22 protein-coding genes and 1 tRNA gene are annotated in these 20889 nt (G+C 53.2%); 6 read left to right on the plus strand and 17 right to left on the minus strand.

From position 1 onward, the window contains the following. Window positions 1-10: 10 nt before the first annotated feature. The gene (gene rsuA / locus NNN64_RS00345; RefSeq protein ID WP_137384095.1) at window positions 11-718 is read right to left on the minus strand and encodes a 16S rRNA pseudouridine(516) synthase RsuA; all 708 of its coding nucleotides are present in this window, start codon (window positions 716-718) and stop codon (window positions 11-13) included. 151 nt (window positions 719-869) lie between these two features. Between rsuA and NNN64_RS00350 the strand changes: the two genes are divergently transcribed. Both NNN64_RS00350 and rplY read left to right on the plus strand, forming a co-directional pair. Next, entirely contained in the window at window positions 870-2630 is a 1761-nt protein-coding gene (locus tag NNN64_RS00350; RefSeq protein ID WP_271440091.1) for a DEAD/DEAH box helicase, read from the plus strand. A 124-nt stretch (window positions 2631-2754) separates the two neighbouring features. Continuing rightward, window positions 2755-3039: a 50S ribosomal protein L25 gene (gene rplY / locus NNN64_RS00355; RefSeq protein WP_137384097.1), complete on the plus strand. Its 285-nt coding sequence runs from the start codon at window positions 2755-2757 to the stop codon at window positions 3037-3039. A 121-nt stretch (window positions 3040-3160) separates the two neighbouring features. On the opposite strand, the gene yejK is transcribed toward rplY, so the two are convergent. Further along, on the minus strand, window positions 3161-4168 hold the full coding sequence (yejK, locus tag NNN64_RS00360; RefSeq protein WP_271440092.1) for a nucleoid-associated protein YejK: 1008 nt from the start codon (window positions 4166-4168) through the stop codon (window positions 3161-3163). 134 nt (window positions 4169-4302) lie between these two features. Between yejK and NNN64_RS00365 the strand changes: the two genes are divergently transcribed. The 4 genes from NNN64_RS00365 (at window position 4303) to narP (ending at window position 8012) form a co-directional block, all read left to right on the plus strand. Next, window positions 4303-4530, plus strand: a complete 228-nt coding sequence (locus tag NNN64_RS00365) for a YejL family protein (RefSeq protein ID WP_003027506.1) — start codon at window positions 4303-4305, stop codon at window positions 4528-4530. Between the two features lie 31 nt (window positions 4531-4561). Beyond that, on the plus strand, window positions 4562-6322 hold the full coding sequence (yejM, locus tag NNN64_RS00370; protein ID WP_271440093.1) for an LPS biosynthesis-modulating metalloenzyme YejM: 1761 nt from the start codon (window positions 4562-4564) through the stop codon (window positions 6320-6322). A gap of 75 nt (window positions 6323-6397) precedes the next feature. Continuing rightward, window positions 6398-6474: transfer RNA gene (locus NNN64_RS00375), tRNA-Pro, on the plus strand. An 890-nt stretch (window positions 6475-7364) separates the two neighbouring features. Beyond that, on the plus strand, window positions 7365-8012 hold the full coding sequence (gene narP / locus NNN64_RS00380; RefSeq protein WP_271440094.1) for a nitrate/nitrite response regulator protein NarP: 648 nt from the start codon (window positions 7365-7367) through the stop codon (window positions 8010-8012). A gap of 95 nt (window positions 8013-8107) precedes the next feature. On the opposite strand, the gene NNN64_RS00385 is transcribed toward narP, so the two are convergent. The 15 genes from NNN64_RS00385 to napF form a co-directional block, all read right to left on the minus strand. Then, window positions 8108-9157, minus strand: a complete 1050-nt coding sequence (locus tag NNN64_RS00385) for a cytochrome c-type biogenesis protein CcmH (protein WP_271440095.1) — start codon at window positions 9155-9157, stop codon at window positions 8108-8110. Beyond that, window positions 9154-9711, minus strand: a complete 558-nt coding sequence (gene dsbE / locus NNN64_RS00390) for a thiol:disulfide interchange protein DsbE (RefSeq protein WP_202038241.1) — start codon at window positions 9709-9711, stop codon at window positions 9154-9156. Before dsbE ends, NNN64_RS00385 begins: the two co-directional genes overlap by 4 nt. Beyond that, window positions 9708-11663: a heme lyase CcmF/NrfE family subunit gene (locus NNN64_RS00395; protein ID WP_271440096.1), complete on the minus strand. Its 1956-nt coding sequence runs from the start codon at window positions 11661-11663 to the stop codon at window positions 9708-9710. Before NNN64_RS00395 ends, dsbE begins: the two co-directional genes overlap by 4 nt. Continuing rightward, entirely contained in the window at window positions 11660-12139 is a 480-nt protein-coding gene (gene ccmE, locus NNN64_RS00400; RefSeq protein ID WP_005129319.1) for a cytochrome c maturation protein CcmE, read from the minus strand. Before ccmE ends, NNN64_RS00395 begins: the two co-directional genes overlap by 4 nt. Next, the gene (gene ccmD / locus NNN64_RS00405; RefSeq protein WP_020996676.1) at window positions 12136-12348 is read right to left on the minus strand and encodes a heme exporter protein CcmD; all 213 of its coding nucleotides are present in this window, start codon (window positions 12346-12348) and stop codon (window positions 12136-12138) included. Before ccmD ends, ccmE begins: the two co-directional genes overlap by 4 nt. Further along, a complete protein-coding gene (locus NNN64_RS00410; RefSeq protein WP_271440097.1) occupies window positions 12345-13082 on the minus strand; it encodes a heme ABC transporter permease in 738 nt (245 codons plus the stop codon). Before NNN64_RS00410 ends, ccmD begins: the two co-directional genes overlap by 4 nt. An 88-nt stretch (window positions 13083-13170) precedes the next feature. Next, a complete protein-coding gene (gene ccmB / locus NNN64_RS00415) occupies window positions 13171-13830 on the minus strand; it encodes a heme exporter protein CcmB (protein WP_005129323.1) in 660 nt (219 codons plus the stop codon). Further along, a complete protein-coding gene (ccmA, locus tag NNN64_RS00420; protein ID WP_271440147.1) occupies window positions 13827-14444 on the minus strand; it encodes a cytochrome c biogenesis heme-transporting ATPase CcmA in 618 nt (205 codons plus the stop codon). Before ccmA ends, ccmB begins: the two co-directional genes overlap by 4 nt. 13 nt (window positions 14445-14457) lie before the next feature. Further along, on the minus strand, window positions 14458-15060 hold the full coding sequence (gene napC / locus NNN64_RS00425; RefSeq protein WP_271440098.1) for a cytochrome c-type protein NapC: 603 nt from the start codon (window positions 15058-15060) through the stop codon (window positions 14458-14460). Window positions 15061-15216: 156 nt separating this feature from the next. Continuing rightward, window positions 15217-15666 carry a nitrate reductase cytochrome c-type subunit gene (gene napB, locus NNN64_RS00430; RefSeq protein WP_048212558.1) on the minus strand — a complete coding sequence of 150 codons (450 nt, stop codon included), beginning with the start codon at window positions 15664-15666 and terminating at the stop codon, window positions 15217-15219. Between the two features lie 132 nt (window positions 15667-15798). Continuing rightward, window positions 15799-16650 carry a quinol dehydrogenase ferredoxin subunit NapH gene (gene napH, locus NNN64_RS00435; protein WP_271440099.1) on the minus strand — a complete coding sequence of 284 codons (852 nt, stop codon included), beginning with the start codon at window positions 16648-16650 and terminating at the stop codon, window positions 15799-15801. Continuing rightward, window positions 16637-17332, minus strand: a complete 696-nt coding sequence (gene napG / locus NNN64_RS00440; protein ID WP_271440100.1) for a ferredoxin-type protein NapG — start codon at window positions 17330-17332, stop codon at window positions 16637-16639. Before napG ends, napH begins: the two co-directional genes overlap by 14 nt. A 6-nt stretch (window positions 17333-17338) precedes the next feature. Then, on the minus strand, window positions 17339-19825 hold the full coding sequence (gene napA / locus NNN64_RS00445; protein ID WP_271440101.1) for a nitrate reductase catalytic subunit NapA: 2487 nt from the start codon (window positions 19823-19825) through the stop codon (window positions 17339-17341). Further along, on the minus strand, window positions 19822-20085 hold the full coding sequence (napD, locus tag NNN64_RS00450) for a chaperone NapD (protein ID WP_048211123.1): 264 nt from the start codon (window positions 20083-20085) through the stop codon (window positions 19822-19824). The genes napA and napD overlap by 4 nt, the downstream gene beginning before the upstream one ends. Then, window positions 20075-20566 (minus strand): ferredoxin-type protein NapF, encoded by a 492-nt coding sequence (gene napF / locus NNN64_RS00455; RefSeq protein WP_202038234.1) that lies wholly within the window; start codon window positions 20564-20566, stop codon window positions 20075-20077. The genes napD and napF overlap by 11 nt, the downstream gene beginning before the upstream one ends. Window positions 20567-20889: the final 323 nt, after the last annotated feature.

Raw genomic sequence — 20889 nt, forward strand, 5'->3', positions numbered from 1 at the left:
GCTCCTGATATTAACGCGGGGTTAAGTTAACGCTGGCGATTTCTTCTTCGGTCAATGGACGGTATTCACCGGGCTCCAGATCCTCATCAAGCTTGATGGCACCGATGCGTTCACGATGCAGTTCCACAACGTGATTCCCGACAGCGGCAAACATGCGTTTAACCTGATGATAGCGCCCTTCACTGATGGTCAAACGTACCTGAGTCGGCGTGATCACTTCCAGCACAGCCGGCTTCGTCAGATCTTTCTCGTTATGCAATTGCACACCACGGGCAAACTGCTCTGCGGTATCGTCTGCCACCGGTGATTCCAGCGTCACCCGATAAGTCTTCTCACAATGGTGACGCGGAGAGGTAATGCGATGCGACCACTGACCGTCGTCGGTCATTAACACCAGTCCGGTGGTGTCGATATCCAGACGTCCTGCCGCATGCAGTTTGTGCGCGACAGGTTCATCGAGAAAATAGAGCACTGTCGGGTGATCCGGATCATCCGTGGAGCAAACATAGCCCTGAGGCTTATTCAGCATAAAATAGCGTGGACCCGTCTGTTGAACCAGAGAATTGCCGTCATATTCAACGTCATGTTCTGGCAGCAGCTTAAAGGCGCTATTTCTGACGATTTCGCCGTCGACGGTAACACGGTTACCACGGATCTCACGCCCGGCAATAGCGCGGCTGACGCCGAGTTGCTGAGCGATAAATTTATCAAGTCGCATGAGTGTGATTTTGCCTGTAACAATACGGAAATCGGGCGTTATGCCCGAAAAGTGGAGCCGTTTTCCGCTCAGTATAACGAGCTAACAACTTCCCTCAAGGGAAAAAGATTCGTGGCATACTATACGCGAGACTGTTACATATTGTGAGCCCATGATTTTTACTCTTCGTCCTTACCAAAAAGAAGCCGTGGATGCCACGCTCAACCATTTTCGTCATCACCGCACGCCGGCAGTTATCGTCCTCCCCACAGGTGCAGGCAAAAGCCTGGTGATTGCTGAACTGGCGCGGGTTGCACGTGGGCGCGTATTGGTGCTGGCACATGTCAAAGAGCTGGTTGCGCAGAATCATGCCAAGTACTGCGCTCTGGGGTTGGAAGCCGATATCTTTGCCGCCGGGTTAAAGCGCAAAGAGAGCCACGGGAAAGTGGTTTTTGGCAGCGTTCAGTCGGTGGCACGGAATCTGGACGCCTTCCAGGGCGAATTTTCCCTGCTCATCGTCGATGAATGCCATCGCATTGGTGATGATGAAGAGAGTCAGTATCAACAGATCCTGACACACCTGACAAACGTAAATCCTCATCTACGCCTGCTCGGGCTCACCGCCACACCTTTTCGCCTGGGCAAAGGCTGGATTTATCATTTCCATTATCACGGTATGGTTCGCGGCGATGAAAAAGCGTTATTTCGCGACTGCATTTATGAATTGCCGCTGCGCTACATGATAAAGCACGGTTATCTGACGCCGCCGGAACGCCTCGATATGCCGGTCGTACAATATGATTTCAGTCGCCTGCAGGCGCAGAGTAATGGCCTGTTCAGTGAAGCAGACCTTAATCGGGAGCTGAAAAAACAACAACGAATAACACCGCATATCATCAGTCAGATTATTGAGTTTGCTCAGACGCGCAAAGGGGTAATGATTTTCGCCGCTACCGTTGAGCACGCCAAAGAGATTGTCGGCCTGCTCCCTGCTGATGATGCGGCGCTTATCACCGGAGAGACACCGGGATCGGAACGTGATGTATTAATCGAAGACTTCAAATCACAGCGCTTTCGCTATCTGGTTAACGTTGCGGTCTTAACCACCGGATTTGACGCCCCACATGTTGATCTGATAGCCATCCTGCGCCCAACCGAGTCGGTCAGCTTGTACCAACAAATCGTTGGACGCGGGTTGCGCCTGGCTCCGGGGAAAACGGACTGTCTGATCCTTGATTACGCCGGGAATCCGCACGATCTGTACGCCCCGGAAGTGGGTGCGCCCAAAGGGAAAAGTGACAACATTCCGGTGCAGGTATTCTGCCCTGCCTGCGGATTTGCTAACACGTTCTGGGGGAAAACAACCGCTGATGGCACACTGATCGAACACTTTGGCCGTCGCTGCCAGGGATGGTTTGAAGATGATGACGGTCATCGCGAGCAGTGCGATTTCCGCTTTCGTTTTAAAAACTGTCCGCAGTGTAATGCGGAAAATGATATTGCCGCTCGCCGCTGTCGCGAGTGCGATACGGTACTGGTCGATCCGGATGATATGCTGAAAGCCGCGCTCAGACTCAAAGATGCACTGGTTCTGCGCTGTAGCGGCATGGTGTTACAAAACGGCCAGGATGAAAAAGGTGAATGGCTGAAAATCACCTATTACGATGAAGATGGTGCCAACGTCAGCGAGCGTTTTCGCTTACACACGCCCGCGCAGCGAACGGCCTTTGAACAGCTGTTTATTCGCCCACATACCCGTACCCCCGGCGTGCCCTTACGCTGGATAACCGCCGCCGATATCCTCGCCCAACAGGCCCTGCTGCGACATCCTGATTTTGTGGTGGCACGCATGAAAGGCCAGTACTGGCAGGTACGTGAAAAGGTCTTCGACTATGAAGGTCGTTTCCGGCGGGCACATGAATTACGCGGTTAATCGTACTTTTGATTGATGTACCCGCCGTTTGAGTATAGAATCTCGCCCGCTTTTGCATACGCAAAGCAGATCACTTACCTGTTGCTGGGTCGCCTGTAGCAGGAATTATTAAAGAGAGATTTAAATGTTTACTATCAACGCTGAAGTACGTAAAGAGCAGGGTAAGGGTGCGAGCCGCCGCCTGCGTGCCGCTAACAAGTTCCCGGCAATCATCTACGGTGGCGCAGAAGCCCCGGTTGCTATCGAACTGGATCACGATGCAGTTATGAACATGCAAGCTAAAGCTGAATTTTACAGCGAAGTTCTGACCCTCGTTGTTGACGGTAAAGAAGTTAAAGTTAAAGCTCAGGCTGTACAGCGTCACCCGTTCAAGCCGAAGCTGTCTCACATCGACTTCGTTCGCGCGTAATCGCCAACAAGTTGAAGAAAAACCCCGCCCTGGCGGGGTTTTTTTATGGGCGTTGTTTATCGATGGCGACAAAACCAAAGGCCGGATAAGGCGATTAAGCCGCCATCCGGCATCAACGAGATTACTTTCCGCCTGATGTGCGACGCTGCAGTTGGTCACGCAGGTTCGGCGGCGTACCTTTAATGGTCAACGTGTCTGTCGCCGGGTCCCAGAAAATACGCTCGCCCAATAGCATGGCATCGAAGTTAATCGTCAATCCACCGCCGCTTCCGGCAAATTTCGTTAACTGACGCAGCGTACTGCGATCTGCCGGGAAGCTCTCTTCCAGCTCATACCCTTTATCCGCGGTAAATTCACTAAAGCTGACTTCACTGACGCCGGAAAGCTCTTTGGATAGCGACTCCAGCTCGATCTCTTCACCTGCCTGCAACTGCTCGTTACAGTAGCTGTAGACCTGCTGGCGCACGTTCTGACGCTCAGTCTTATCGAGCTGCGCCTCAGCGGTAAAGTCGTCCACGGCCTGCAGCAGGCCACGGTTTTGCGCTTTGGCATTCAGACCTTCGCTGGCACCGAGGAAATCCATAAAGAAATCGGCAACTTTACGCCCGACCCGCCCTTTCAGGAACGTCAGGTAGCGCGTGGACTCCGGGTTGGTTTCCCACTCGGTTAAATCAATACGCGCGACGATGTCCGCATGATTGATATCCAGATAGTGTGTCGGATTGATATCCAGATTTTCATTGACGCGCATGCTGCTTAAATTATTCAGCACCGCGACCAGAAGATACTCTACCGCCAGATAGCGATAATGGCAGAACAGTACGACACCACCGTCGGCAAAAGGATATTTCGCCAGTTCGTCGCGCAGACGTCCCGTCGCAGCACGACTAAAAGCCAGAAAATCCTCTTCACCCTGGCGCTGTAAGCGCAGCGTTTGCGCCAGCTCGCTCTCTTCGCTAAAGAGGCCATAGGCTTTATTCTTGGCGCTATACACCCGGTGCAACTCAGCCATCATCTCGACAACCGTCGCTGTCGGTTCCAGTAATGAATCGCGCAAGACCAGCTCAAGATTCTGCTCGTCACGTTTGATAAGCTGGTGCAGGGCAATCTGGTTGATATCCAGACTCATGATAAACTCTCCTTTTAGACCGGGCGGTATTCAACCACCTGCCGGGCAGTGACGCAATAGAAGATAAAAAAGCAGAAAAAAAACTGTCTCTACGGTAATATGTTGCCCTTTCATGAACAGACTGATTTCGATTTATGCCACAAATTTCCCGCTATAGTGACGAACACGTTGAACAATTACTGAATGAGATGCTCAACGTACTGGAAAAACATAAGGCACCAACCGATCTTTCCCTGATGGTTTTGGGAAATATGGTGACTAACCTTATCAATACAAGCATCGCACCGGCCCAGCGCCAGGCGATTGCGAACTCTTTTGCCCGCGCATTGCAGTCTTCGGTAAACGACGACCAAGCGCACTAAGAGCCTGCTCCGGGGAAACGAACAACAGTTTATGGTAACTCATCATCAGCGCTACCGTGAGAAAGTCTCCCAGATGGTTAGCTGGGGGCACTGGTTTGCCCTGTTCAACATGTTGTTGGCCATGGTACTCGGTAGCCGTTACCTGTTTGTCGCCGACTGGCCGACAACGCTTGCAGGACGTGTTTATTCTTACCTGAGCGTTGTCGGGCATTTTAGCTTCCTGGTGTTTGCCACCTATCTGCTAATCCTGTTTCCTCTGACGTTCATCGTCATGTCCCAGAGGCTGATGCGATTCTTATCAGCCATTCTGGCGACAGCAGGTATGACGCTGTTGTTGATTGACAGCGAAGTGTTCACACGCTTCCACCTGCATCTCAACCCCATAGTTTGGGAGCTGGTCATTAACCCTGACCAGAATGAAGCGGCCCGAGATTGGCAGTTGATGTTTATCAGCGTGCCAATCATTCTGCTAATCGAAATGCTGTTTGCAACCTGGAGCTGGCAGAAACTGCGCAGCCTGACGCGTCGCCGCCATTTTGCCAAACCGTTAGCAGCATTCTTTTTCGTTTCATTTATCGCCTCACATGTGGTGTATATCTGGGCTGATGCCAACTTCTATCGCCCGATTACCATGCAACGTGCAAACCTGCCACTTTCCTATCCTATGACCGCACGTAAGTTTCTGGAAAAACATGGTCTATTGGATGCACAAGAGTATCAGCGCCGCCTGATTGAACAGGGTAATCCGGAAGCGGTCTCCGTCCAGTATCCGCTCAGTGAGCTGCGTTACCGTGATATGGGAACGGGTCAGAATGTCCTGCTGATCACCGTTGACGGTCTGAATTACTCGCGCTTTGAACAGCAGATGCCTGCTCTGGCAGAATTTGCCGGGCAGAATATCTCCTTTACGCGTCACATGAGTTCGGGAAATACCGCAGACAACGGGATTTTTGGCCTGTTTTATGGCGTCTCGCCAAGCTACATGGACGGCATTTTATCGACCCGAACGCCTGCCGCGCTAATCTCTGCGCTGAATCAACAAGGTTATCAGTTGGGATTGTTCTCCTCTGATGGCTTCACTAGCCCACTGTATCGCCAGGCATTGCTGTCAGACTTTTCGATGCCAAACGTGCAAACGCAATCTGATCAACAAACTGCAAGCCAGTGGATTAACTGGCTGGGCCGCTATGCGCAAGATGATAACCGTTGGTTCTCATGGGTTTCCTTTAACGGAACGAACCTTGATGACAGCAACCAGAAGAATTTTGCCAAACGTTACGCCAGCGCGGCGCAAGATGTGGATGCAAACATCAACCGTATACTCAGCGCACTGCGTGATTCCGGGAAACTGAACAATACGGTGGTCATTATTACCGCAGGCCGGGGCGTGCCGCTGACGCAGGAAGAGAATAACTTCGCCTGGTCGCGTGGCCATCTACAGGTGCCTCTGGTTATTCACTGGCCGGGAACACCTGCGCAACGTATTAATAGCCTGACCGATCATACTGACCTGATGACAACACTGATGCAGCGCCTGCTCCACGTCAGTACCCCAGCAAGCGAGTACTCACAGGGACAGGATTTGTTTAATGCAACACGCCGCCATTACTGGGTCACGGCGGCTGACAGCAGCACAATGGCCATTACCACACCAGAGATGACGCTGGTGCTTAATAACAACGGTAATTACCAGACCTATAATTTACGCGGCGAGAAAATTAAAGATCAGAAACCGCAGCTGAGTTTGCTGCTGCAAGTGCTGACGGATGAGAAACGATTTATCGCTAACTGATTAATTATAAATCAGTTAGCAGTCCATCCTCTTGCATTCGTGGTGGAAAGCAGTAGTATTAGCAGCCATAAGTGTCGGCACGTAGCGCAGCCTGGTAGCGCACTGTCATGGGGTGTCAGGGGTCGGAGGTTCAAATCCTCTCGTGCCGACCAATTTTACCAGATAAATTAAGGGATTAACCGCATGGTTAATCCCTTTTTTATATCCTCTTCTGTGCCCGTACGCTCTTGCAGTTCTCAAGAATAGCCCCCCTCTTCTTTGCCTCATCAGTGCCCACACCATGACGTCTATCCTAAAAAAGACGTACAAAAAAGATACCAATATGACAAGCGCTAACTTGGCCAGTCTCCTCGGTATAAGACAAAACAGGAGGCTTTCAGCCCCCTCTTCTAATGAAATCAGAAAATGGTTACTTACTTTTCAAAACTTCCTTCAAATCCTCATTCAATGCGTCTAACCGGGTAAGTAAAGCATCATTGAATTTGTCCCTTTCCTCGTACACTCTTGCTTCAAGAATGAAACCCAATATCACCATCAGTCCAATCACGGCCAACACCCCAAAGAGTGCCCACACAGGAACAAACATATACCCTCACTAAACTAATCAGATTGATCAGAAGGAAACCAAGTTAGAGAGGAAATTTCAATCGAGGAAAATAGACACTTTTGGACAGTGCCCGGGTATACCCGGAAAAGTCTGAAGATTTTTATCTCACAAATATAAAATTATGACCGGAATGAGGTCTCTTACGGCAAAGCATGAAGAAAAGGACATCGGTTTCCTTCCTCAGCATCCTGACTCTTTTCGGGAGCGGGAGAGTTCATATTCTCGTATGTGCCCGCCCCAAAAACCAATCTTCATGATTGATTTTTAATGTCCACCATTCGCCATTTCCTGTTATTCGCCCCCTTTTCCACACAGGTTTTACTACTTACCCATGGACAAATTGGGGTAAAATTTATCCTCTCATCAGCACTTGGAATCTGGACGATTTATGTGCTGAAAACAATAATGATACTAATAAAAACTCAGGAGAAAAGTATGCCTGAAGCAACGCCTTTTCGGGTGCTGATTGTTGATGACCACCCACTCATGCGGCGAGGAATTAGTCAGTTATTGCAACTGGATAGCGCATTTGACGTAGTTGCCGAAGCCGGCGACGGTGCAAGCGCTATCGATCTGGCAAACCGTCTGGATCTTGATGTGATCCTGCTCGATCTCAATATGAAAGGCATGAGCGGACTGGACACCCTGAATGCGTTACGCCGGGATGGCGTTACTGCACAAATTATTATTCTGACCGTTTCGGATGCCGCCAGCGATGTGTACGCCCTGATTGATGCCGGCGCGGATGGCTATTTGCTTAAAGACAGCGATCCTGAAGTTCTGCTGGAAGCCATTCGCGCTGGTGCAAAAGGAGGTAAAGCCTTTAGCCAACGCGTCAGCGATTATCTACGGGAACGGGAACTGTTTGGCGCTGAGGAAGATCCGTTCAGCGTACTCACCGAACGCGAGCTGGATGTGTTACATGAGCTGGCTCAGGGATTATCGAATAAACAGATTGCATCTGTACTGAACATTTCCGAGCAAACGGTGAAAGTGCATATCCGCAACCTGCTGCGTAAACTGAACGTCCGCTCTCGCGTTGCCGCCACCATCCTGTTTTTACAAACACGCGGAATGCAGTAATCAATAAGATGCCGGATACGACGCCTCAGCGTCTTATCCGGCCTACAAGGCCCACACAGGCCCGAAAGCTGCGCGCCATCGGGCAATCTGAACGCTTATTTCTCCTGCGGTGCCAGCTGTTCCATCGCCTGTTTGATGCTGCGCTCAATTACCGTCCGACGGGTATCATTGGCGGGCAATAATTTCAGCATCATCTCCCACGCCGCAACCGCCTCACCGAAGCGCTGCTGTTCGAAAGCGTTAAAAGCGTACATGCTCAGTACACGCACATTCGCATGTTCGCTCCTGACCAATTGACGTAACAACTCCCCACCGCGACGGTTATCATCTGGATCGGAAGAACGGGTCAACGCTTCCGCATAACCCAGCGCAGCATCGCTGTTTTTAGGATCCAGTCGGTAGGCATTAGCATACGCTTCAGTTGCCGTACTGGCATTACCGAGAACCATGCCTACGCGCCCAAGCATAATCCAGCCTTCAACGTTTCCGGCATCGGTTTGCAGCCGGGTACGTAATCCCAGCGCCAGACGCGCCATATCCTCTTCATTCAGCGGCTCAGCCTTTGGATCTAACGCCCGCTCCAGCAACGCCGGAGCCTGTGCAGTCGCCTGCTGCCAGACCTTAACCTGCTTATAGCTACCGGTTTGGTAATAGCTCACCGCGCCCACCACCAGCGCCACGATAACGCCGGGTATAAAGAGCCCTAACCCACCGCGTTTACCGTCGGGGGTAATATCATCAGGAAATTCTTCCTGCTTCACTCGTACTCGACGGCGTGAGCGGGCAAAAATAATCCAGCCCCCTAAGCCAATTGCCACAACGGGCATCACCCACAGCAGCACAGTCAGCGGCGTCAACGGCGGATCGTAAGTCACGAAGTTGCCGTATCGCGCCACCATGTAATCGACAATTTCTTTCTGACTTTTCCCTTCCTGCATCAGTTCGTAAACCTTCTGACGCAGATCGGTGGCAATCATTGAGTTAGAGTCAGCAATGCTGTTGTTCTGACACTTTGGGCAGCGTAACTGTTCAGTAAGCTGACGGAACTGCTGTTCCTGTGCCTCATCTTTGAACTGCATCACGTCAATAGTGGCCAGCGCCGATCCCGAGATAACCAGCATCAGCAGGCCCAGAAAGAACCTCATTGCGCAGCCTCCTTACTGTATTTATCCCACAATGGTTTGAGCTCGCTCTCCCATACCCTGGCGTTTAAATCACCGGCATGGCGATAACGAATAATGCCTTTACCGTCGATAAGGAATGTTTCCGGCGCACCATACACGCCAAGATCCAGCCCGAGCATACCGTCACCGTCAAACAGACTTAAGGCATACGGATTGCCCAGTTCTTTCAGCCAGACGATGGCTTTTTGACGATCGTCTTTATAGTTCAACCCAACGACCCGCACGCCTTGTGCCGACAGCTGGTTCAGATACTGGTGCTCAGCACGACAGGTCGGACACCAGGTCGCCCACACGTTCAGCAGCACCGGCTTCCCCTGCGTCAACACATCAGCCTGGTAATGCTGGCCCGGATTTTCCAGCGACTCCAGACGGAACGTCGGCACCGGCTTACCGATTAACGCCGATTCCAGATTCGTCGGGTCGTCTCCCTGTGCGTTACGTGCCAGTTGCCACAGCAGCGCCGCTGCAATAATGAGAAAAATAATAAACGGAATTAACAATGCATTGCGCTTCATACAGCCTCCGGCGCGTTTTTTTGCGCAGCAGCACGAGGACGCGTGCGCTGGCGATAGCGTGGATCAAACAGGCAGAACAACCCGCCCAGCGCCATCAGCAACCCTCCAGCCCAAATCCAGCGAATAAACGGTTTATAGTACAGACGCACTGCCCACGCGCCGTTGTCCAGCTCTTCGCCTAATGCAGCGTACAAGTCACGCGTCAGTCCGCCATCGATCGCCGCTTCGGTCATCATTGAACTGGTGCTGTTGTAAAAGCGTTTTTCCGCATGCAGCGTCGCTTCCGGCTTGCCGTCGCGGGTAACACCAATCACGGCCACGCCCCCCCGATAGTTAGGTCCGGTAATATCTTTTACTTCGCGGAAGGTGAACTGATAATCATGAATAGCGACGCTATCGCCCGCCTTCATACGCACATCGCGTTCAACGCTGTAGTTCTGACTAAAGGCAATACCGACGATGGTGACAGCCAGCCCCACGTGACCTGAAACCATGCCCCAGTAGCTCGGCGTCAGCTTCGTGCCGCGCGAAATACGCAGGAACGCTTCGGACATCGCCAGCACAAATATCCAGCATGCCATTGCCATACCCACGACCGTCATGGCAGCGATACGGTCTTCAAACAGCCACGGCAGCAGCACGGACAGTACCAGCGTGGTAACAAACGCGACAATCAGTAGCGTTTTCAGCTTCCGCGGTCGGTCACGTCCCCAGCGTACCAGTGGCCCAATCCCCAGCAATAGCGCAAACGGTGCCATCAGCCAGGTAAACATGGTATTGAAGAATGGCTCGCCAATCGAAATACTGCCCAGCCCCAGCTGTTTGTGCACCAACGGCAACAGCGTGCCCAGGAGCACCACCAGCATGGCAGCAATCAGCAGCACGTTATTACCCAGCAACAGCGATTCACGCGACCACAGCGCGTTATTCACCCGCGAACGAACCTTGTGTCCACGTACCGCAAACAGCAGCAGGGAACCGCCGATAACCAGCACCATAAAGGCAAGAATGAACATCCCGCGCGACGGGTCAGAGGCGAAAGCGTGCACCGACACCAGTACACCCGAACGCACCAGGAACGTCCCGAGCAAGCAAAGCGAGAAGGCGCATATTGACAGCAGCAACGTCCAGGCTTTAAAGCTGGCGCGTTGTTCGGTCACTGACAGCGAGTGCATCAGCGCAGTCCCCACCAGCCACGGCATAAACGAAGCGTTCTCTACCGGGTCCCAGAACCACCAACCGCCCCAGCCCAGTTCGTAGTATGCCCACGCAGAGCCGAGCACAATACCCAGTGTCAAAAACACCCATGCCGCCAGCGTCCACGGACGGGAAAAACGGGCAAAGGTGCTATCCAGACGCCCGCTCATCAGTGCGGCAATGGCAAAAGCAAAAGCCACAGAGAAACCGACATAGCCCATATACAGCAATGGCGGATGGAAGATCAACCCCGGATCCTGCAACAGCGGATTAAGGTCACGCCCTTCTATCGGGAAGTCCGGCAGCGTGCGGGAAAACGGGTTGGAGGTAAACAGAATAAACAGCAGGAAGCCGACGCTGACCATGCCCATCACCGCCAGTACGCGGGCGACGATATCCAGAGGCATCCGCTGGCTGAAAAGCGCCACTGCGAACGTCCAGCCGCTCATCAGCAGCACCCACAGCAACAGTGAGCCTTCATGTGCACCCCATGTCGCGGCGACGCGGTACCAGACCGGAAGTTGCGTGTTGGAGTTGCTGGCGACATAGGTCACGGTAAAGTCATTGACCACAAATGCGTTTACCAGCACCAGAAACGCACCCATCACACAGATAAACAACACCCAGGCAAAGGGGCGCGCAGAGGCCATCATCCGGACATCGCCACGCGCAACACCCCACAGCGGATAAACCGACAGCAATAGTGCAACGCCGAGTGCCAGACACAGTAGCCCATTGCCAATTTCAGGCATCATGACGTTTTATCCTTATAAACACTTTCCGGGCGACGGTGGTTCTCCTGCATCGCTTTTTCAACTTCCGGCGGGGTGTAATTTTCATCATGTTTGGCAAGGACTTCTTTGGCCTGCACATGATTTCCCTGATCCAGTTCCCCCTGAACAACGACGCCCTGCCCTTCACGGAACAGATCCGGCAGGATACCTTCATAAGTCACATCCACCACGCCTTCGGCGTCATAGATGCTGAAGTTAACTTTCAGCGACTGCGGATCGCGCTTCACACTACCCGGCATAACCATTCCGCCAACGCGCAGGCGTTGACCGACTTCCGGCATCTGCTGAGTTTCGCGCTTGCCGTAGAGTATTTCTCCCGGCGTATAGAACAAATCGATATTGGAACGCAGCGCGTAGAGCACCAGCGTGATGGTCAATGCCAGGCCCGCCAGTACCGCACAGGCTATCCATAGCCGATTTTTACGTCGAATATTCACGCCGCCTCCCGTTGAACTTGCGCCGCACGCATGCGCGCTTCTCTCGCCCGCTGCTGCGCCACGCCGCGTAAGATTGCGCGATGCTGTAGTGCAGAATGCAGCACCAGCACCACCAGCGGAATTACGCTCATGGCCACGGCCAGCCAGACATATAAGGCGTAACCGCCCATCGCGAAAAAATCACTCCATGATGCAAATGCAGGGGTCATTGGCGGCCTCTTTTTAAGATCAGTTCACTCACCCACGGGCGGCGTTTTTCCATCAATAAAATCAGATTACGCATGCGCATCAGCGCCAGCGTGACAAACAGGAGTAGATAGCCGACGATCGCCAGGCGCAGTGGCGTACGCATCGCCGGATCAATACTTTGCTGCATGCGGGTCGACCCCTGGTGCAACGTGTTCCACCACTCGACCGAATAGTGGATAATCGGTAAGTTCACGACACCAATCAGTACCAGAATACCGGCTGCTCGTCCCGCCATGCGACGATCATCAAAGGCATGCCACAGCGCAATGGCGCCAACATAGAGAAACAACAGCACCAGCTCAGAAGTGAGTCGGGCATCCCAGACCCACCAGGTTCCCCACATCGGTTTTCCCCATGCAGAGCCCGTCACCAGTGCAATAAAGGTAAACACTGCGCCAACTGGCGCCATCGCTGCCAGCGCCAGATTGGCCATTTTCATTTGCCAGACCAGGCCGATAAATGCGGCAACCGCCATCGACGCGTAAATGCCCATCGACCAGATTGCCGCCGGGACGTGCAGATAGATGATGCGATAGCTTTGCCCCTGCTGATAATCCGCTGGCGCGAAGCCAAATCCCCAAACCCATCCTGTTACCAGAACCACTGCACTGGCAATCGCCAGCCATGGGATAAACCAGCCACAGATCTGATAGAGACGTGGGGGCATCGCCAGTTGATGAAGTGTTTTCCACATAGTTCAGTCACCAGACTCAATAAATTAGTAAATTTCCGTTTTACCGGAGGGCGGCTTCGCCTTGTCCGGCCTACAAGTCATATCTGCGCTATTGCACGCTGATACGTAACGCCGCCGCCGTCGCAAAGGGACTTAACGTGGCGCTTCCTACCAGTAGAGCTCCAAGAATCGCCATGTACCCTTCAACGGGTAAGTGCATCGAGGCGGCGTCCATCGCAGCGGTCGCAAAAATCAACAATGGAATGGTTAGCGGGAGTACCAGCACGCTCAACAGCACGCCACCGCGTTTTAACCCCACCGTCAGTCCCACGCCAGGTGCGCCGAGAAAACCCAGCGTCGGCGTTCCAAGCAGCAACGTCAGCGCCATAATTTGCCAACCATACATATCCATTCCCAGCAGCAATGCCACCAGCGGCGAGAGGATCAGCAGCGGCAAACCAGTTACAACCCAGTGCGCCATTACCTTCGCCAGCACCACGGCCGGTAGCGGCAATGGCAGCAGCATCAATTGTTCGAGGCTGCCATCCTGTAGGTCATCCCGAAATAAACGTTCCAGCGCCAGTAATGATGCCAGCAATGCGGCAACCCAGATAATGCCCGGTGCAATACGCGCCAGCAGCTGTGGCTCCGGCCCTATGCTGAGCGGGAACAGGGTTATGACGATCAGGAAAAACCATAACGGATTGGCGATCTCTGCACTATGACGGAACGCAACCCGCAGTTCTAAACGGAAGATTTGCCACATCATTGCGCGGCCCTCTCGCTGGTCAGCGCAATACGTCGCACTTTATCGGTCTCAACACCCAGAGGCTGGTGCGTGGTAAGGATCACAATGCCACCCTGCTCTGTATGCTGTGCCATGCGCTGAGTCAGTCGCTCAACGCCGTGCACATCAATTGCCGTAAAGGGTTCATCGAGGATCCACAGTCGCGCGCGGGTCAGCCAGAGGCGAGCCAGTGCCACGCGCCGCTGTTGTCCGGCAGAGAGTTGATTAACAGGAATATCTTCATATCCGGCGAGACCTGCCTGCGCCAGCGCCGCCAGACAATCGCCATCGTGATGAAAAAACCGCAGATTCTCCAACGCCGAAAGCCGGGTTTTTATCCCCGGCTGATGTCCGATCCACAGTAGTTCCTGATGGTAGCTGTCCCGCACCTGGTGCAGCGCTTTCCCTTGCCAGCAAACCTCTCCGGCGTCAGGACGAGCCAGCCCGGTAAGCAACCGCAGCAGGGTGGTTTTCCCCGCGCCATTACTCCCGGTAATTTGTACCCATTCCCCTGCATTGACGCGAAATGACAGATCGCTAAACAGTATTCTGTCATCTCGCTCGCAGAGCAGTTCTCTGGCCTCAAGCATCCTGATTATTTACATCCTGTTAAAAGCCCGGTTTGACTTCGCGCATATCAGGCAGTTTGTGTGCTATCCCTTTATGACAGTCAATACAGGTTTGCCCTTCTTTCACGGCCTGGTCATGCATTTTAGCCGCTACGCCTTTCTGGGCGGTTAAATCCATAAACTCGAAGTTGTGACAGTTCCGACACTCTTGCGAATTATTGTCTTTCATACGCCGCCATTCATTTTGCGCCATCGATAAACGGTGGTCTTCAAATTTTTGCGGTGTATCTATCAACCCCAGTGCTTTCGCGTACAGCTCCTTGCTGGCCTTGATTTTGCGGATCATTTTCGGGCCCCACTCATGAGGGACGTGGCAATCAGGGCAAGTCGCGCGCACACCGCTGCGGTTGTTGTAGTGTACGGTTTCCATATATTCCTGGTACACCGTATTGCGCATTTCGTGACAGCTAATGCAGAACTCTTCCGTATTGGCCTTTTCCATACCGGTATTAAAGCCGCCCCAGAAAATAATGCCGACCACAAAGCCGATTAACAACAGCGTGCCGAGCGCCAGACGGCTGGGGCGACGCCACCATTGCCAGACGCGCTTAATCCAGCCTGGTTTACGGTTAGAATTTTCCATAATGACCTCCCGAGCCTATTCCAGTAGGCGTAAATTGTTGCAGCCAGTTTGGACACGGACAGCGCGGAACAACCGGAGCGTACTTACAGTACGTGAGGACTGTGAGCACTGCCCTGGTCCGAAATGGCAAATAAAATAGCCTAATGGGACAGGCTCTCATTTCCCGTAACCTTTCGAGGGGGTAAAGGTATTTTCAACAATCGGTGCCGCATCAGCCTGCGGGACATGACACTGCAGGCAGAAGTAACGACGCGGAGCGACTTCAGCCAGTACCTTGCCGTTGCTGTCCATAAAGTGCGTCGGGCTGATACGCGGTGCACCGGTGGTGCGGTAGCTTTCAACACCGTGACACTGCAGGCAACGGTTGGTATTGGTCGTCACCTGGTAGCCGTCAACACTGTGCGGAACCATTGGTGGCTGATTCACATAATTCAGCGGCATACGCTCCTGCTCTTTCGGCATGCGAATCGCCCCTTCCTGTGTCCCTGAGACTTCCGGTGACTGGCTCAGATCCACTCCGTTTGCAGCCCAAACGGCCCCACTGACTACCAGGGCCAGCGCGGCTGTCCATTGACTCAGCGCTTTAATCAGGTCATGGCTTTTCATTGTTTAGCTCCCGAACTCCATCGCATTTACACTTCATCCTTTAAGCTGCCTCTTTGTTGGCTGCGCTCCGAAACCCCAGTCACATAGTTACTATGCTCCCGGGGATTTCCTCACTTGCCGCCGCGATGCATCTCAAATGATTTTGTGTATCGTTATTGTAAAAACATCCTCAGAACAGACATCCACACAGCGACCGCAGGCCATGCAATCGCGACTGGTCACCTGCACCGGGCTTTGCTCATCCAGCACCGGCGCACGTAGCACATGCGGTTCCGGGCAAACATGAAAACAATCCATACAGCGGTTACATCTCTTACGTTCTTTTGCCGATACGGTTAATGCACCTTTACTACCCAATACGCCATACAGCGCACCCAGGGGGCAGAGATGCCCGCACCAGCCATGCTCAACAACCAGTAAATCAAATAAAAACAGCGCGAGAATAAGCAGCGCCCCGCTGCCAAAGCCCATTACCAGGCTACGTCCCAGCAAAGAGACCGGATTTATCCATTCCCATAGCAGCGTCCCTGTCAGGGCAGAACCGACCAGGATAACCACCAGCAGGACGTACCGTATATAGCGCGGCAAAGTCGCAGACTGATTCAGGTCAAATCTTCTGCGCAGCCAGCTCGCCAAATCAGTAACCGGATTCATCGGGCAGACCCAACTACAAAACAATCGCTTACCGGCAAGGGCATACAGAACCGTAATAATGGCGGCCCCTGTTAACGCAACTGTTGCGGGCAGGTGCCCGCTGGCCAGGCTTTGCAGGGTGATCAGCGGATCGGTTAACGGAATGGTATCCAGCAACAGGCTGCTGCTGTAATTACCATGCAGCACCCACACGCCCAGCCACGGACCGCTGAGAAACATTGCCAGAACCAGGAACTGGCTCAGACGACGCAACACCAGCCAGCGATGGCTCCGCCACCAACCTTTTTTCGTTTGTGCTTCACGCCCCGCATCACGTTTACGATTTGCCATTGTTCCCCTCCAGCCAACCGAAGCGGTAATGGTGTCCCAACTCCCCTTTCGCCAGCGACAGCGGTAACACTTTTATTGCCGGCTGTTCCAGTACGCAGACTTTTTCGCATTTACCGCAGCCGGTACAGGCATCGCTATGCACGGTTGGAATAAACCGCGCATGCTTACCGGTACGCATGTTGCGGTCCAGCTCCAGGGTGATGGCCTCATCGATTTTCGGGCACTCGCGATAGCAAACGTCGCAACGCAATCCCTGATAGTTAAGGCAGTTCTCGTGATCCAACAACACCGCCAGCCCCATGCGTGAATCGTCAATAGACTCAATCTCCCTGTCCAACGCGCCGCTGGGGCAAACTTTGGCGCACGGAATGTCTTCACACATCTCGCAGGGGATGTCGCGAGCGACAAAATAGGGTGTTCCGGCCGCCAGCCCGGAGGCCAGCGTTGCCAGTTTCAGCGTGTCGTACGGGCAAGCCTGGACGCACTGACCACAGCGCACGCAGGCGCTGGCAAATGCGTCCTCACTCAGAGCCCCAGGCGGGCGCAACCGCACACCTTTTGCGCGTGCAGTTTGCTGTTGCAACCCCAGCGCCACGCCAACGACGGCCAGCCCGCCTGCTGCGCGAACCATATCGCGCAGGAAGCGGCGGCGGCCATTTTGGGGTTTTGCTGACCGGGACATAACGCGTTACACCTTCGCCAGTTTCACAGCGCACTTCTTGAAATCCGTCTCTTTAGAGAGCGGATCCGTCGCATCCAGCGTCAGGTTGTTCACCAACTGTGCGGCGTCGAAGAACGGCATGTACACCAGCCCCTGCGGCGGACGGTTGCGGCCGCGTGTTTCAACAATCGAAATCACTTCACCACGACGGGAAACCACTTTGACCTTGTCACCACGGCGCAGATCGCGCGCTTTCGCGTCCAGCGGATGGATAAACAGTACCGCTTCCGGGAACGCACGGTGCAGTTCCGGCACGCGGCGCGTCATGCTGCCAGTGTGCCAGTGTTCCAGTACGCGACCGGTGGAGAGCCACAGATCATATTCTTTATCCGGTGCTTCAGCCGCCGGTTCAAATGGCAGCGCGAAGATGACGGCTTTCCCATCCGGTTTGCCATAGAACTTGTAGCTTTCACCCGCCTTCACGTACGGATCGTTGCCTTCGCTGTAGCGCCACTGAGTCTCCTTACCGTCAACCACCGGCCAGCGTAACCCGCGCGCCTTGTGGTAATCATCGAACGGTGCGAGATCGTGTCCGTGTCCGCGACCAAACCAGGCATACTCTTCGAACAGCCCTTTTTGCAGGTAGAAACCGAGTTCGCGAGATTCATCGTTGAGTTGATCTTCAGCCAGTTCGCTGACCGGGAATTTCGTGACGGCTGGCGTGGCGAACAGCACGTCATACAACGTCTTACCGCGCAGCTCGGGTTTCTTAGCCAGCAGTTCCTCCGGCCAGACGTCTTCCGTTTTGAATCGGCGGGCGAACTGCACCATTTGCCACAGGTCAGATTTCGCTTCACCCGGTGCTTTAATCTGCTGGCGCCAGAACTGAGTACGGCGCTCGGCGTTACCGTAAGCCCCTTCTTTCTCTACCCACATCGCTGTTGGCAGGATCAGGTCGGCCGCCAGAGCACTGACCGTCGGGTACGGATCGGAAACGATGATAAAGTTGCGCGGATCGCGCCAGCCAGGCATACGCTCTTCGTTGATGTTCGGCCCAGCCTGCATGTTGTTGTTACACATCACCCAGTAGACATTGAGCTTGCCATCTTTCAGTGCACGATCCTGCGCCACAGCATGCAGGCCGATTTTCGCCGGAATGGTCCCCGCCGGAATGTTCCAGTGTTTTTCACAGATATCGCGGTGTTTCTCGTTCGTCACCACCATGTCCGCAGGCAGACGGTGAGAGAAGGTCCCGACTTCACGCGCGGTACCACAAGCGGAAGGCTGACCCGTCAGCGAGAATGGGCCGCAGCCTGGCTGAGAAATTTTACCGGTCAGCAGGTGCAGGTTATAGACCAGATTGTTAGCCCATACGCCACGGGTATGCTGGTTAAAGCCCATCGTCCAGTAGGAGATAACTTTCTTCTTCGGATCGGCATACAGCTGTGCCAGCTGTTCCAACTGATCTTTTGGCACGCCGGTCATTTCTGCGGTTTTATCCAGCGTATATTCCGCAACAAACGCTTTGTACTCTTCAAAGCTGATCGGTTCAGAGGCGTCAGAACCTGGGTTTTTCGCCGCTTTTTCCAGCGGATGGGTAGGACGTAAACCGTAGCCGATATCCGTCGCCCCTTTACGCAGGTTAACGTGCTTGCTAAAGAAGTCCTGGTTTATCGCATTGTTTTGAATGATATAGTTTGCGATGTAGTTGAGGATCACCAGGTCGCTTTGCGGCGTAAAGACGATGCCGTTATCCGCCAGCTCAAAGCTACGATGCTGGAAGGTAGAGAGAACGGCGACGTTAACGTTAGGATCGGACAGACGACGGTTGGTAATGCGTGACCACAGGATCGGGTGCATTTCCGCCATGTTTGCGCCCCACAGGACGAAAGCATCTGCATGTTCGATATCGTCATAGCAGCCCATCGGCTCATCCATACCAAAGGTACGCATAAAGCCCACAACGGCTGACGCCATGCAGTGACGCGCGTTCGGATCGATGTTATTCGAACGGAAACCGGCTTTGAACAGTTTTGCGGCAGCGTAGCCTTCCCAGATGGTCCACTGACCGGAGCCAAACATACCAACAACTTCTGGCCCTTTCTCTTTCAGAGACGCTTTAAACTTCTCTTCCATCACATCAAAGGCCTGGTCCCAGCTAATCGGGGTGAATTCGCCTTCTTTGTGATATTTGCCGTCTTTCATGCGCAGCATCGGCTGCGTTAAACGGTCTTTTCCGTACATGATTTTCGGCAAGAAATAACCTTTAATGCAGTTAAGCCCACGGTTAACCGGCGCATCAGGATCGCCCTGACATGCCACAACGCGGCCTTGCTGGGTTCCTACCAATACGCCACAACCCGTACCACAGAATCGGCACGGGGCTTTGTCCCATTTGATCGCTTCTTGCTGACCGACTACCGCACGGGCAACGCCCGGCACGCTTAACCCGGCAGCCGCCGCAGCGGCCGCAACGGCGTTAGCTTTCATAAAGCTACGACGACTGAGTTTCATGGTGTTTCCTCACCTTGCTCATCCTGCTGGTGATAAACCAGCGACACCGCCAGCACGCCCGCAACGTTGCGCACTGACTCAATTGTTTTCATTAGCGTTTCACTATGCTCAGCTTCTACCACCACAATCAGCTGACCGCTTTCCACATCGCTGAGAGCAACTTCGCAACCCGGAAACGAACGTAACTGCGTGGCGATATCGCTGATGTGCTGACTTTTGGCCTGAACGACCAGGCTGCAGACCTGCCAGTTAGTGTCCATGGTTGTACTCCGCATTAATGGCTGATACCGGACAGATAGCGACACACGCGCCGCATCCGTTACATGCCTGATTGTCGAGCTGTGGCTGATAAATACCGGACAGCGTGGGACGAAAGGTAATGGCCATGGGTTCACAGCTATCCTGACAGCGATGGCATTCAACGGACTGATGCGCGAGACAGTTGTCACCGATCGAAAAATTCAGATCCCATGCCCTGGTGTGGCGCGGAAGAAAAAGTGATTCGGGACAGGCCTCTGCGCAGGCGTAACAAAAGCTGCATTCGCCGTGTTTGAAATTTACGCTTGGATAACCGCCCTGGCCTCGCTGCAGGATGTCGGTTTCACACGCCTGGATGCAGGCGTCACAACGGAGGCAATTGGCCAGAAAGTGAGAGTCTTCCTTGCTCCACGGCGGACGAATCCCCGCGTTGGCTTTACGCCAACTGCCTGTCAACATGCCTCGACGGGATAAATCAACCATGACATTGTCCTTCCATAATGACGCTCTCCCTGAGCGGGTTGAACGACAATAAAAAACGCACTATTTATGAGTAGTTATTTTTAACCGTAAGATATTTCAGGATGTGTTAGAGGTGCATACCCCAATTGGGGTAAATGCTGTTGCCGGATCAAAAGAGTGTTGAGTTGGCGGGAAAAAATGCGCTTTTGTTCACATTTCAATGAGTTATATAGTAAATTATATAACGGAAACACTAAGCAGATAATAATCTCATTATTAAGATAATTCCTGGCATTTATCGCTACTCAAATTCCAAACCATTAATTAATACACTTAAAATATAA

Origin of the sequence: Citrobacter sp. Igbk 14, from assembly GCF_028069825.1 — a bacterium.
Classification (GTDB): Bacteria; Pseudomonadota; Gammaproteobacteria; order Enterobacterales; family Enterobacteriaceae; genus Citrobacter.